Below are 13,095 nucleotides of genomic sequence, written 5' to 3'. Positions count from 1 at the left end.
AGAGTCAAGATTATCAGCGTGGCCGCAGGTAGTCTGATGCCATGAAGCTGACCAAGTTCTCCCATTCCTGCGTCCGGCTCGAGCAGGACGGAGCTGTGCTGGTCCTCGACCCCGGCGCGTTCTCCGAGGTGGAGGAAGCTCTCGAGGGCGCCACTGCTGTGCTGGTCACGCACGAGCACCCCGACCACATCGCCCTGGACCGCGTGGTGGCCGTCCTGCAGGGCGCGCCCGGTATCGAGCTCTGGGCGCCCCAGGCGGTCGTCGACGCCGTCCTCGGCGCGCTCGGGGAGGATACGGAGGGGCGCGTCCACGCCGTGGCCGGGGGCGAGGAGTTCACCGCCGCCGGCTTCGCGGTGCGGACCTATGGCGGACAGCACGCGCTGATCCATCCCGTCATCCCGATGATTGCCAACGTGGGGTTCGTGATCGACGGTTCCCTCTACCACCCCGGGGATTCGCTGATCGTCCCGGACGGCATCGAGGTGGAGACACTCCTCGTGCCCGTGCACGCCCCGTGGTCCAAGCTGTCGGAGGTGGTCGACTTCGTGACTTCCGTCCGCGCGGCCCGTGCCTTCCAGATCCACGACGGATTGCTGAACGAGACCGGACTCGGCATGGTCGAGGGGCAGCTCACGCGGCTCTCGGCCCCGTACGGAACGGAGTTCAGGCACCTCGCCGTGCGGGAGAGCGTCGAGGCCTGACGGCATCACCCCGCGGCGTCGTCCGGCCAGCGACCCGTGCTGAAGAAGGACTCGAGGACGGCTGTCGCCCCGGCCGGATCGAGTCCCTGGCGGGCCAGCCACGCGTCGTCCTGGTAGGTAGCCGTGTACCGGTCCCCGGAATCGCACATCAGGGACACGATGCTGCCCGTGCGGCCGCGCTCGACGAGGTCGGCGACCAGCTGCCAGACACCCCAGAGATTCGTGCCCGTGGAGGGACCCGCGTGGAGCCCCGTCAGGCTGCGTAGGTGACGGGACGCTGCGACGGATGCGGGATCCGGCACCTGGATCATGGCGTCGATGACGGAGGGTACGAAGCTCGCTTCCGGCCGGGGCCTGCCGATGCCCTCGATGCGGGAGGGCCTGCCGACGGGGGTGGAGTCCGGCTCCGCCCACGCGGGGTAGAAGGCCGAACCCTCGGGATCGACGACGGCCAAGCGCGTCGCGTGGCGGTGATAGCGCAGGTACCGCCCGATGGTGGCGCTCGTGCCGCCGGTGCCGGCACCGACAACGATCCAGTCGGGGACCGGATGGGGTTCGAGAGCCAACTGGTCGAAGATCGATTCGGCTATGTTGTTGTTCCCGCGCCAGTCCGTGGCGCGTTCGGCGAACGTGAACTGGTCCATGTAGTGGCCCCCGGATGTCCGGGCCACCTCCTCGGCGACGTCGTAGACCTCCGAGGCGTGGTCGACGAACCGGCAGGTGCCGCCGTACTGCTCGATGAGGGTGATCTTCTCGCGGCTCGTCGTCGCCGTCATGACCGCGACGAACGGAAGGCCCAGGAGCTGGGCGAAGTAGGCCTCGGACACTGCGGTGGAGCCGCTGGAGGCCTCGACGATCGTCGTCCCCTCCGTGATCCAGCCGTTGACCAGTCCGAACAGGAACAGGGACCGGGCGAGGCGGTGCTTGAGGCTGCCCGTCCGGTGCGTCGACTCGTCCTTGAGGTACACCTGCACGCCCCAGTGCTCCGGCAGGGGGACGGCGAACAGGTGCGTGTCCGCCGAGCGGTTGCCGTCCGCCTCGATGCGGCGTACGGCGTCGTCGGACCACGATCTGTCGACGGCGGGGAACCTGGGCATGGCGCCAGCCTACAAGCAGGGGAAGGGCCTGCCGGCGCGAGCCGGCCGCGGTTCTTGGAGCACGGTCGCCGTTGTGGTGGACTGACCTGCATCAGGACCGGGCGCGGCGACCGCCGCCCTCCGGTCAGCCGTTCCGACAGGAGATCTCGATGAAGACTCTGATGGATGTGCAGGAACTGCAGGACCGGATGACCTCCGGCGCGCAGACCATCCTGCTCGACGTGCGCTGGGCTCTGGGCGACCCCCACGGACACGCGTACTACCGCTCCGCGCATATCCCCGGCGCCGTGTACGTGGACATGGAGACGGAGCTGTGTGGGCCGGGCGCGCCGGGGCTGGGACGGCATCCGCTCCCGGATCCGGATGCACTGCAGGAAGCGGCACGACAGTGGGGCCTCAACGACGGCGATACGGTGGTTGCCTACGACGCGACCGGTAATCTCGCGGCGGCGCGGCTGTGGTGGCTGCTGCGCAACGCCGGTTTCCCCTCCGTCCGCCTGCTCGACGGCGGGCTGACCGCGTGGCGTGCCGCCGGGTTCGGGGTCGAGGGCGGGGACGAGCGACACTGCGTGGGCAGCGTGCACCTGTCCAGCGGACACATGCCCGTCCTCTCCGTCCCGGACCTCACCGACCTCACGTCCAGGCCGTCGGTGGACGTGGTCCTCGACGCGCGGGCCGGGGAGCGCTTCCGCGGTGAGCTGGAACCGATCGATCCCAGGGCGGGGCACATCCCGGGCGCCGTGAGTGCCCCGACTTCCGAGAACCTCGGGGAGGACGGCCGTTTCCGCTCCGCGGACGAGCTCCGCCGCCGCTTCCGGGAACTCGGCGCGGACCGCGGCAGCGTGGGCGTCTACTGCGGCTCGGGCATCACGGCTGCCCATGAGATCGCGGCCCTCGAGATCGCTGGCATCGAGGCCTCTCTCTTCCCGGGGTCGTGGTCACAGTGGTCGACGACGGACGGTCTCCCTGTTGCCACGGGCGCTTGAGGGTGCGGCCCTCCTGCCCCGATCGGGGAGCGGGAGGGGAGCGGGGCCGAACCGGTAGGAGAGCGCGGGCCCAGTGGGAGAGTGGTCTGCCGGGGGACGGGCGCTGTAGCGTCGTGGCATGAAGCCAGGACGTCCCGTTCCACCGCCGCTGCGCGGTACCGTCCGCCTGACCGGGGGGCAGGGCGCCGTCCGTCCGACCGCACAACCAGGAGTCCCGATGCCCACACTGTTCACCAGGATCATCGACGGCGAGATCCCCGGACGTTTCGTCTGGCAGGACGACGTCGTCGTCGCCTTCCTGACGATCGCGCCCATCACCCCGGGCCACACGCTCGTGGTGCCGCGACGGGAGATCGAGCACTGGCTCGAGGCCGATGCGGAGACGCTGGCGAAGGTCATGGCCGTCGCGCAGACGGTCGGTCGGGCCCAGGAGAAGGCCTTCGGCGCGCAGCGCGTCGGCGTCCTGCTCGAGGGGTACGAGGTGCCGCACCTCCACGTGCATGTGTGGCCGACGCAGTCGCCGGCCGACTTCGACGTCAAGCGGGTCGACCCCGCGCCTGACCCTTCCGCGATGGACGAAGCCGCGGAGGCCCTGCGCGCAGCCCTGCGCGCAGCGGGGCACGGCGAGTCGGTGCCCGGCTAGTTGTCCTGCCCGGGGAGGTCGGGCCGCCCGGCCGCTGCGGGACGGGCGCCCCGGGCGCCTACCGCGCGGTCGCCATCGCCTCGTTGAGGGCCGTGCGGATGCGCTTCTCCGAGACCGAGTACGCCGTGCCGAGATCCTGGGCGAAGAGACTCACCCGCAGTTCCTCGATCATCCAGCGCACGCGCCGCAGGCCTGCCGGCCGGTGCCGACCTGCCGCAAGGGCTGCGACGGCGTCGTCGTACTCGTCCTCCAGTCGCTGCACCGTCGCCAGGCCGAGGCCGTCGCGCTGCACGTTCGTGGGGAGTTTCTCGAGCCGGATCTCGATGGCCTTCAGATAGCGCGGCAGGTGCGCGAGCTGCGTGTAGCCCGTTGCCGCGACGAAACCCGGGTACACGAGGTGCTCCAACTGGCTGCGGACGTCGTTGAGCGCCGAGATCAGCGCGAGACTGGTGGTGCCCTTCAGCTGCTTCTGGACGCGCCGCGCGCTCGCGAGGACCGTCTCGACCGTGGCGGTGACGGTGAACACCGTGTCGATCAGTTCGGCGCGGACCTCCTCGTACAGTCGGGCGAACGCTTCCTCCGTCCAGGGCAGCCCGTCCGGTACCAGCTTGTCGATCGCGGCGATCGAGCAGTCGCGGATGAGCTCCGCGACGCTGCCGTGGGGGTTCTGGCTGAAGGTGAGCTTCTCCGTGTTGCTGAGGTGCTCCAGGACGTACTTCGCCGGGCTCGGGATTCGCAGCGACAGGAGCCGGATGACCCCGGCCCGCATCACGACGGCCTGCTCGCCCGCCGTGGGGAACACCTTCAGGCCCACGGAGCCGCCCTCGTCCACCAGGGCGGGATAGCCGGTGACGCGGTGCCCGGCGATCGTGCGTGACACCTCCTGCTCGATCGTGCCGAACACCCACGCCGTCTCCCCGGTGCGCTCCGCGACGGCAGGGGCTTCCGCGACGGCGACCCCGCCCCTCGGAGCGGCCCCGGGAGCGGCGTCGACGGTTCCGCCGGTTGGCGCCTGGGCGTTCTGCTGGCCTCGTCCCGCTCCACGTGCCGCGGTGTGCCGGGCGTCGTCGCGCCCGGCGGGACCGGTGCCGCGACCACCGCTCCCTCGTCCGCTGCCCGCGCCACCACGAGGGCCGCCGCCTCCCGGGCGGGTACTCCCGGGGCTCGCTCCGAGCGACTGCGCGATGGCGCGGCTGACGGCGGGCGCCAGCGATTCCTTGAGTGCCTCGAGGTCGCGGGACTCGTCGAGCACGCGGCCCTCGGCGTCGACGATGCGGAACATCATGAGCAGGTGCGCGGGGACCGCGGGCCAGTTCCAGGAGCCGGGAGGGATGATGTGTCCGCGCAGGCGGCGCAGCGCGAGTTCCAGCGAGGCTTCGAGGTCGTCCTGCTGGGGATCGAAGTCGGCGCCGAGCGCGGCGACGGTGCTCCGGGCGACGTCCGGTGCGGGAACGAAGTTCTTCCGGACCTGCTTGGGCAGGGACTTGATCAGCGCCGTGACGAGGTCGACGCGCTGCCCGGGGATCTGCCAGCGGAACGGTTTCGGATCGAGCTGGTTGAGGAACAGCACCGGGATGGTCACCGTGACGCCGTCGTGGGCGCCGGGGGTGAGTGGCGAGAACTCGTACGTCAGGGGCAGCTCGAAGCCCGCCTGGTGCCACGTGCTCGGGAAGGCGTCCTCGTCGAGCTCCGCGGCATCCTCGCTGAGCAGCTGCTCCGGGTCGAAGTCGAGCAGATCCGGGGCTGCGTGGCGGGCCTTCTTCCACCAGGAGTCGAAGTGCCGCTCGGACACTACATCGGCGCCGATCCGCTGGTCGTAGAACTCGAAGAGTGTCTCGTCGTCGACCCTCAGGTCGCGCCGTCGCAGCCGGTTCTCCAACTCCTCGACCTCGGCGAGCCGCGCCTGGTTGCGGCTGAAGAACGTGTGGTGGGTTTTCCAGTCGCCCTCCACGAGGGCGTGCCGGATGAAGAGCTCGCGGGCGACCTCCCGGTCGATCCGCCCGTAGTTGATGCGCCGCTGCGGCACGATCGGCACGCCGTAGAGCGTGACCTTCTCGTAGGCCATGACCGAACCCATCGTGCGGGACCAGTGCGGTTCACTGTAGCTCCGCTTCACGAGGTGCGGTGCCACCTGCTCGGCCCACAGCGGATCGATGCGGGCGACGACGCGCGCCCACAGCCGCGAGGTCTCGACGAGTTCCGCGGCCATCACCCAGTCGGGCGACTTCTTGAACAGCGCAGAGCCGGGGAAGACCGCGAAGCGCGTGCCGCGGGCGCCGGCGTACTCACGCTTGCGCTGGTCGTAGAGGCCGATGTTGCTGAGCAGCCCGGAGAGCAGGCTGATGTGGATCTGCTCGTGCAGGCCCACCGGGTCCACGGGGCCCGCGGGCAGGGTGATGCCGAGGGGCTTCGCGAGCTGGCGCAGCTGCTGGAACAGGTCCTGCCACTCGCGCACGCGGAGGTAGTTGATGAACTCGGTACGGCACAGCTTGCGGAACTGCGTCGAGGAGAGCTCGTCCTGCTTCTCCTGCAGGTACCGCCAGAGGTTCAGATAGGCCGTGAAGTCGGAGTTCTCGTCGACGAAGCGCTTGTGCTTCTCGGCAGCCTGCTGCTGCTTGGCGGGCTGGTCCGCCGACGGGCGCTCGCGGGGGTCCTGGATGGTCAGCGCCGCGGCGAGGACCATGACCTCCTTGACCGAACCCCGTGCGCCGGCCTCGACGATCATGCGCCCGAGGCGCGGGTCCACGGGCAGCTGGGCGAGCTTCCGCCCCACGGCGGACAGGCTGCCGTCGTCCTTCAGCGCACCGAGCTCCCGCAGGAGCGCGACGCCGTCGTTGATCGCCTTGGTCTCTGGCGGTTCCACGAAGGGGAACTCCGCGATGTCCTTCGGACTCCTCGTGACGCCCATCGCGGCCATCTGGAGGATGACCGCGGCGAGGCTCGTCCGCAGGATCTCCGGCTCGGTGAAGGGCCGGCGCGAGGCGTAGTCCTCCTCCGAATAGAGGCGGATCGCGATGCCGTTCGAGACACGGCCGCTGCGGCCCGAGCGCTGGTTGGCGGAGGCCTGGGAGACACGCTCGATGGGTAGGCGCTGCACCTTGGTGCGGTGGGAGTAGCGCGAGATACGGGCCGTGCCGGTATCGATCACGTACTTGATGCCCGGCACCGTCAGGGACGTCTCCGCGACGTTCGTCGCCAGGACGATCCGTCGGTGGCTGCCCGTGGGCCGGAAGACACGATGCTGCTCCTCGAGGGAGAGCCGTGCGAACAGGGGGAGCACCTCCGTGCCCCGCAAGCGGGCGGTGGACTGGATGCGGGCGCGCAGGGCGTCGGCGGCGTCGCGGATCTCGCGCTCGCCGGAGAAGAACACGAGGATGTCCCCGGGCGCCTCGAGGGAGAGCTCGTCCACGGCGTCGCACACGGCGTCGAGCGGGTCGCGTTCCTCCTCGAGCTCGCTGTCCGCGCCGCCATCGCCGTCGTCGAGCCCGCCGGGCGGCTGGTCGAGCGGGCGGTAGCGGATCTCCACCGGATAGGTGCGACCGGAGACCTCGATGATGGGTGCGGGGGAGGTGTTCTCGACGGCGGCGTCGGCGGCGAAGTGCGCGGCGAACCGTTCGGGATCGATGGTGGCCGAGGTGATGATGACCTTGAGATCCGGCCGTTCCGGCAGGATCCGGCGCAGGTAGCCGAGGATGAAGTCGATGTTGAGGCTGCGCTCGTGGGCCTCGTCGATGATGATCGTGCTGTATTTCCGCAGCATTCGATCGTGCTGGATCTCGGCCAGCAGGATGCCGTCCGTCATCAGCTTGATCCTGGTCTTCCGGCCGACCGAGCCGGTGAAGCGGACCTGGTAGCCGACCTCCTCGCCGAGCGGGACCTGCAGCTCCTCCGCGATGCGCTCCGCCACGGTCCGCGCGGCGAGGCGTCGGGGCTGCGTGTGGCCGATCAGCCCGTTCTCGGCGAGGCCGAGTTCGAGGCACATCTTGGGGATCTGCGTCGTCTTCCCGGAGCCGGTCTCGCCGGCGATGATGGTGACCTGGTTGGCCGCGATGGCGGCCATGATGTCTGCCCGGCGTTCCGAGACGGGGAGGTCCGCGGGGTAGGAGAGTGTCAGTGCCATAGTTGCCTGCCAGTCTAGTTCCTCGCACCGGGCGGCAGGCCGACGTTCACCGAGGGCTGTGCCCAAGTTCCGATCTGTTCCCGTAGCCAATCCCGTGCCCGGTCCCGTGCCCGGACCGGGTTCGCCGCCCGATCGGCACGGGATCGGCGCGCGATGGTCACGCAGGCCCGGGTGGTCCGGCCGATCTCCGCAGGCGCTCTGCGACGACGGCGACGCGGTCCCGCATCGCCGTGGGTTCCAGGATCTCGAAGTCGATGTCCCAGCTCGCGAGGTAGGCCAGGGGGAAGTCGAGGGAGTCGAAGCCCGCGCGCAGCAGGGTGAAGTCGTCGCCATCCGCCTCCAGTGTTCCGGCGGTGGACGGCACCCGCGTCTCCAGCTCCCGCAGCGGCGCATGGAAGCGGATGACGGCGTCGTAGGAGTAGGGGGAACGCGTGATGGACTCCTGCACGTAGGCTGCGAGATCGGCGGAGGGCAGCGCTCGCGGGACGAAGCGCTCCCGCGCCACGGGCACGCTCGTGCACCGGTCCACGCGGAAGGTCCGCCAGTCCTCGCGTGAGCGGTCGAAGGCGACGAGATACCACCGCCGCCCGGTGTCCACGAGCCGATAGGGCTCCACGACCCGCCGGGAGGTCTCGCCGTCGTGCCGGTCGTAGCGGAACGCCACGCAGCGGCGCTCGGTGATCGCCGCCGAGAGGGACGTGAGGACCTCGGGGTTGACGGGGGTGCTGACCGCGGACATCCGGGTGACCGCGGATCGGAGATTCGAGAAGCGGGGGCGGAGGCGCGGCGGGGGCACCTGTTCGAGCTTGGTGAGTGCACGGACTGAGGCCTCACCGACGCCCGAGACGGGACTGGCGGTCACGGCCGTCAGCCCGATCGCGACGGCGAGTGCCTCGTCGTCGTCGAGCAGGAGGGGAGGCAACTGCGCGCCCGCCCCGAGCTGGTAGCCTCCGGCGACGCCGGGGGAGGCATTGATCGGATACCCGAGCGTGCGCAGCTTCCCGATATCGCGGCGCACCGTCCGCTCGGTGACGTCCATCCGCGCGGCGAGCGCCGGACCGGTCCACTCGCGGCGCAGTTGCAGGAGGGAGAGGAGCTGCAGCAGGCGGGCGGACGTCTCGATCATGGGTCCACGGTACGGCGTCGCCCGGTCAGGAACTGTCCGCATTGCCCGGGTGTCAGCGGCGCTCCGTCCTGCGCCGGGAGACGAGCCAGAGGGCCCAGCCGATCACGGCGACCACGCCGGCGACGACCACCACGAGGCTGGAACCGGCGTCGCCGAGGATCAGGGCGAGGACGGCCAGGGGCTGCGCAAGGATCTGGACCCGCGCGAAGGACACGCCGATCCGCACCAGCGCGCTCCTGCTGATCCAGCCGTGCAGCGGGAGGCGCACGAGCAGGAGGTAGAGCACCAGGAGGGCGTGCAGCCCGGCGACGAAGGCGAGGAGCCAGGGCGAACCGGCGGGCATGTTCACCGCATATGCCACGATCAGGAGCAGCAGGGTGACGGACGCGAGCCCGATCGACGGGAGAAGTGCGGCGCCGACGGCGAGCAGGGCGGGCAGCACGATCCAGGCCGAGCCGTTCCAGACGACCGCGCCGAGGAGGACCGCCAGCAGCGCCGTCGCCCCGCGCACCAGCCACAGCGGGACCATCCCCGGCCGGTCGGGGACGGCCCGGCCGGACCGCGCGGTCCCTCCCCGCGTCGCGCGGCTCATCGCCCGTCCCGCGGGGGCGTCGCCGTCGGGTCGACAGGTCCCCGGGGAGCGCCGGCGCCCCCGCGTCGGGCGGTTTCCCGGGACAGCAGGAGCAGGCCTGCTCCCAGCTCGAGCTCCGGTCCGGACAGGCCGGCAGGGCGGTCACCGGATACGGCCCGATCCCCGTCCACGACATCGGCGTCGGGGGAGCCGCCCGTGAAGACCGGGACCCCGTCCCGCCGTAGCCCGTCGAGCAGCAGGCGCCGCCGCAGGAGGACGAGCCGTACGCTCGCGGTCTGCGCCGCCGTCGTCTCCGTCCGCACCAGGGGTGGCATGCAGTCGATCCCGGCCACCACGTGGCCCTGGGCGCGCCACAGCAGGAGGAGCCGCGCGGCCTCCGCGTCGAGGAAGGGGGAGAACACGAGCACCACGGAGCCCTGCGGCGGAGCCGGATCGCGTCTGCGACGCCGACGGGGGATCACCTCCGTTCCCGCGAGACGTGCCCTGATCTGTTCGAGCTGCCGGGAGCCGGCTGCCGCGCGGAGGGCACGCCGGGTTCCCGAGAGATCGTCCAGGCCCACCCGGTCACCGACGGAGAGGTAGGAGGCGGCGACAGTGGCGGCTGCAGAGCGCGCCAAGTGGAGCGAACCCGGGGCAAGGCGTGCAGCGGCGGCCGAGAACCAGTCCGCTGTCCGGTCGGGCAGGTCGTGCGCCTGGTCGATGACGAGGAACACGGAGGCCTCGGCATCGGCGAAGCGACCCCGGACCATGATGCGGTCCTGGTCCGAGGATCGGCGGGCCGTGGCGCGCCAGTCGATCCGCCGGAGGGGATCGCCGGGCCGGAGCGGGGCGATCGACCTCACGTCGCTTCCCTCACCCGGGCGCCTCGACCGGTGCGTGCCGGCAAGGCCGCGCAGGCGGCGGGACACCGGGCGCGCGGGGAGTGCGCCCGGCCGCGGCAGGATGCTGACCCGCACGCTCTCCGCCGCGGTGAACGCGGTGTCCTCCATGAGGTCGGCCGTACTGCCCGCCCAGCCGTAGGCGAGGATGTCCGCCTCACCCGACGGCGGCCCGTCGGCGAGCAACGGGCAGTCTTCTCCGGCGCGGAGCACCATCGCGTCCGGCGGGCACCCCGGCGAGGCCAGGAGAACCGTGACGAGCCGGTCGGAGGAGGCGCCCGCCCGCAACGGATCTGCCGGCTGCAGCTGGAGGCGGAGCCGGCCGCCCGCCGGACGGTCACGCGGACCGGCGACCCGGACGGCGACGGCGGCCCAGGACGGGGTCGCCGCAGCAGCCGCCGATCCGGTCACCGGGTCGGTCACGGGTGCGGCCGCGGGCGCGGCCGGCGCTGTGCCGCTCCTCCGCCCGGCGGCAGCGAGCAGCGCGAAGGGTGCTGCGAGTGCAACGGTGTCGGGTCGGCCGGACACGAGTCCCGCGACCACGCAGACCAGCCCGAGGATCACCGCCAGCGCCCAGCCCGCAGACCTGGTCGCCGGAGCCGCGCTGTGTGTCCCGCCCCGACGGGACCGGGCGGGCGAGGTCACGGGCGAACGCCCCGCCCCGTTCCCACCGCGGCCCCGTTCCGGTGCACGGTCGGGGGAGTCTCCACCTCGGCCAGGGTGTCCGCGACGATCTGCTCCGCCGCCACGCCCTGCGCCCAGGACGACGGCGTCAGGGTGAGCCGGTGTGCGAGGACCGCCACCGCTCCTGACTTCACGTCCTCGGGCAGCACGAAGCGCCGGCCGTCCAGCACGGCGAGGGCCCGTCCGAGGAGGACCAGCGCCTGTGACCCGCGCGGGGATGCCCCGACCTCGACGGCGGGGTGCGTGCGGGTCGCGGCGGTGAGCCGCACGGCGTAGTCGATCACGTCGTCGTCCACGTCCACGGACTCGACGACCGACTGGAGGCGCAGGAGACCCGACGCCGTCGTGACCGCAGCAACGCTGGTCTCCTCCTGGCGGCGGTCGATCCGGCGCGCGATGATGTCGCGCTCGCCGGCAACACCGGGGTAGCCGAAGCGGAGGCGGACCATGAAGCGGTCGAGCTGCGCCTCGGGGAGCGGATAGGTCCCCTCGAATTCGATGGGGTTCGAGGTCGCGAAGACATGGAACGGGCGTTCGAGCGGCAGGGTGGAGCCTTCGGCCGAGACCTGGGCCTCCGCCATGGCCTCGAGCAGGGCCGACTGCGTCTTCGGCGACGTCCGGTTGATCTCGTCGGCCAGGAAGAGTCCGGCGAAGACGGGCCCCGGCTTGAACTCGAACTCTCGCGTCGCCGGGTTGAAGATCGACGAGCCCGTGACGTCCGAGGGCAGCAGATCGGGCGTGAACTGGAGGCGCCGGAACGGGAGCCCGAGGGCCTGGGCGAGCGTCTTCGCGGCGAGGGTCTTCCCGAGGCCGGGCAGATCCTCGAAGAGCACGTGCCCGCCCGCGAGGACGGCCGCGAGCGCCAGCCGGAGTGGTGACTGCGCCCCGACGACGACGCTCGCGGTGCGGTCCAGGACCTGGCGTCCGACGGCGGCGGCGCGGTCGACGTCGTCCTGCGCCCCGGCGGCGGGCGCCTCGACGCGGGCCGGGATGTCCCGCGCCGACGGGTGCTCCGGACCGGTGGATTCGGCGGGGGTCTCGGCGGGTGTCATTGAATCTCCTCCTGGAGCGCCTGCATCATGTGGTCGAGTTCGTGGACGAACGCCTGGAGCGTCCGGTGGTCCGGGGAGGCCGGCGGTGGACGGCCGGCGAACGCCCGCAGAGCTGGGCCGGCCGGTGCACCCGGATGAGCCGCGAGGAGGGCCGCGGCGAGTGCATGGACCTCGACCACCGCGCGCGTTCCGGGCTCGGCGGACGAGAAGGAGAACTCCAGCGACTGGATGTCCGCGAGGCCGCGGGGGTGCTCGGGCAGGGGCGCGAGGGTGGCGCGCGGGACCTCGACGGATTCGAGGATGCCGTTGGCGACCCCTGCGGCCACGGCGGCGCCGACGAGCGCGGCACCGTGCCGGTTGTCGAGGCCGAAGAACCAGGACGCCACCACGGCCACCACCACCAGGACGGCGGTGATGATCCAGGCGGAGCGCTTCACCGGGGGTCTCCGGCCCGGGCGGTGAGCGCCGTCGCGAGGGCATGGAGGCAGGCGGTCGCCGCCTCCCTGTCGGGGCGCGCCGTTCCCCGCTGCGGGCTCCCGCCGGTATCGAAGCGGGCCCGCTGGTACAGGCGGTTGAGGTCGGCCAGCGGACCGGTGGGGAGCCCCAGGGTCTGTGCCACGGCGCCCGCGAAGTCCGAGGTGGTCTGCGCGGGCCGCCGGCCCACGCCCGCCTCGGCGCAGAGTCGCTCGAGGTCGAGCCAGCACCTGATCACCGCATCGGAGGTACTCCCGCCGGACGCCAGTGCGGCCTCCGACGCCCTCGTCCACGCGGGGAGGTCACGCGTCACGAGGTCGAGGGGGCCCGGTCGCTGCAGGTCGGCCCATTCCGGATCCGGTCGGTCGTCCGCCCGACGACGGCGGAGCCGCAGGACCAGCCGGACGACAAGTGCCATACCGCCCAGGACGAGGACGATCGTCACGCCGGCCAGCACATCGCTGCTGATGATGAGGCGATCCTCGGGATCGGTCAGTGGCTGCGGCGTGCCCGTCGGCGCCGAGGCGTCGCCGGTCTGCACCCCGGAGGTCGTGGCCGACGGCTCGAGGACCGGGTCTGCCGAGAACGTGCCCATGAATCCTGCGGCGAGGACGGCGAGGACGAGGACGATCAGCGTGAGGAGGGTCGGAGCGCGGGACGAACCCCGTGCGCTCCGCGGAGTCCCCGTCATCGCCACATGTCCCCCGGTAGATGCTCTCCGGTCCCGAGGGGCCGCGTTGTT

The 13,095-nt window shown here is 71.7% G+C and carries 11 protein-coding genes; 3 read left to right on the top strand and 8 right to left on the bottom strand.

Going from position 1 to position 13,095, the window contains the following annotated elements:
- Positions 1–41 precede the first annotated feature (41 nt).
- Positions 42–701 (top strand): MBL fold metallo-hydrolase, encoded by a 660-nt coding sequence (locus tag FJV46_RS11205; protein ID WP_087027229.1) that lies wholly within the window; start codon positions 42–44, stop codon positions 699–701.
- Positions 702–706: 5 nt separating this feature from the next.
- Here the strand turns inward: FJV46_RS11205 and FJV46_RS11200 are convergent, their stop codons facing one another.
- Positions 707–1,798 carry a PLP-dependent cysteine synthase family protein gene (locus tag FJV46_RS11200; protein WP_087027231.1) on the bottom strand — a complete coding sequence of 364 codons (1,092 nt, stop codon included), beginning with the start codon at positions 1,796–1,798 and terminating at the stop codon, positions 707–709.
- Between the two features lie 149 nt (positions 1,799–1,947).
- Here FJV46_RS11200 and FJV46_RS11195 point away from each other — a divergent pair, with 149 nt between their 5' ends.
- Together FJV46_RS11195 and FJV46_RS11190 are read left to right on the top strand one after the other, a co-directional pair.
- Positions 1,948–2,784, top strand: coding sequence for a sulfurtransferase (locus FJV46_RS11195; RefSeq protein ID WP_087027233.1), 837 nt, complete (start codon positions 1,948–1,950; stop codon positions 2,782–2,784).
- A 217-nt stretch (positions 2,785–3,001) separates the two neighbouring features.
- Positions 3,002–3,427 carry an HIT family protein gene (locus FJV46_RS11190; protein ID WP_087027235.1) on the top strand — a complete coding sequence of 142 codons (426 nt, stop codon included), beginning with the start codon at positions 3,002–3,004 and terminating at the stop codon, positions 3,425–3,427.
- Between the two features lie 58 nt (positions 3,428–3,485).
- On the opposite strand, the gene hrpA is transcribed toward FJV46_RS11190, so the two are convergent.
- From hrpA to FJV46_RS11155, 7 genes are all read right to left on the bottom strand, one after another.
- Positions 3,486–7,547: an ATP-dependent RNA helicase HrpA gene (gene hrpA / locus FJV46_RS11185; RefSeq protein WP_087027238.1), complete on the bottom strand. Its 4,062-nt coding sequence runs from the start codon at positions 7,545–7,547 to the stop codon at positions 3,486–3,488.
- Between the two features lie 157 nt (positions 7,548–7,704).
- Entirely contained in the window at positions 7,705–8,673 is a 969-nt protein-coding gene (locus FJV46_RS11180; protein ID WP_087027240.1) for a helix-turn-helix transcriptional regulator, read from the bottom strand.
- A 52-nt stretch (positions 8,674–8,725) separates the two neighbouring features.
- Entirely contained in the window at positions 8,726–9,265 is a 540-nt protein-coding gene (locus FJV46_RS11175) for a hypothetical protein (RefSeq protein ID WP_087027242.1), read from the bottom strand.
- Positions 9,262–10,788 (bottom strand): DUF58 domain-containing protein, encoded by a 1,527-nt coding sequence (locus FJV46_RS11170; protein ID WP_126130621.1) that lies wholly within the window; start codon positions 10,786–10,788, stop codon positions 9,262–9,264. The genes FJV46_RS11175 and FJV46_RS11170 overlap by 4 nt, the downstream gene beginning before the upstream one ends.
- Positions 10,785–11,879, bottom strand: coding sequence for an AAA family ATPase (locus tag FJV46_RS11165; protein ID WP_087027246.1), 1,095 nt, complete (start codon positions 11,877–11,879; stop codon positions 10,785–10,787). The genes FJV46_RS11170 and FJV46_RS11165 overlap by 4 nt, the downstream gene beginning before the upstream one ends.
- On the bottom strand, positions 11,876–12,316 hold the full coding sequence (locus FJV46_RS11160; protein WP_087027248.1) for a hypothetical protein: 441 nt from the start codon (positions 12,314–12,316) through the stop codon (positions 11,876–11,878). Before FJV46_RS11160 ends, FJV46_RS11165 begins: the two co-directional genes overlap by 4 nt.
- Entirely contained in the window at positions 12,313–13,044 is a 732-nt protein-coding gene (locus FJV46_RS11155; protein ID WP_087027250.1) for a DUF4129 domain-containing protein, read from the bottom strand. The genes FJV46_RS11160 and FJV46_RS11155 overlap by 4 nt, the downstream gene beginning before the upstream one ends.
- Between the last annotated feature and the right edge of the window lie 51 nt (positions 13,045–13,095).

Source organism: Arthrobacter agilis (genome assembly GCF_006494655.1).
GTDB classification, from domain to species: Bacteria; Actinomycetota; Actinomycetes; order Actinomycetales; family Micrococcaceae; genus Arthrobacter_D; species Arthrobacter_D agilis.
This window is presented reverse-complemented; position numbering and strand designations above follow the sequence as displayed.

Bases quoted from the DNA above. Each gene is read 5' to 3' on its own strand.
- FJV46_RS11200 (WP_087027231.1), bottom strand. From the start codon at position 1,798: ATGCCCAGGTTCCCCGCCGTCGACAGATCGTGGTCCGACGACGCCGTA.
- FJV46_RS11180 (WP_087027240.1), bottom strand. From the start codon at position 8,673: ATGATCGAGACGTCCGCCCGCCTGCTGCAGCTCCTCTCCCTCCTGCAA.
- FJV46_RS11165 (WP_087027246.1), bottom strand. From the start codon at position 11,879: ATGACACCCGCCGAGACCCCCGCCGAATCCACCGGTCCGGAGCACCCG.
- FJV46_RS11205 (WP_087027229.1), top strand. From the start codon at position 42: ATGAAGCTGACCAAGTTCTCCCATTCCTGCGTCCGGCTCGAGCAGGAC.
- FJV46_RS11195 (WP_087027233.1), top strand. From the start codon at position 1,948: ATGAAGACTCTGATGGATGTGCAGGAACTGCAGGACCGGATGACCTCC.
- FJV46_RS11190 (WP_087027235.1), top strand. From the start codon at position 3,002: ATGCCCACACTGTTCACCAGGATCATCGACGGCGAGATCCCCGGACGT.
- FJV46_RS11175 (WP_087027242.1), bottom strand. From the start codon at position 9,265: ATGAGCCGCGCGACGCGGGGAGGGACCGCGCGGTCCGGCCGGGCCGTC.
- FJV46_RS11155 (WP_087027250.1), bottom strand. From the start codon at position 13,044: ATGACGGGGACTCCGCGGAGCGCACGGGGTTCGTCCCGCGCTCCGACC.
- hrpA (WP_087027238.1), bottom strand. From the start codon at position 7,547: ATGGCACTGACACTCTCCTACCCCGCGGACCTCCCCGTCTCGGAACGC.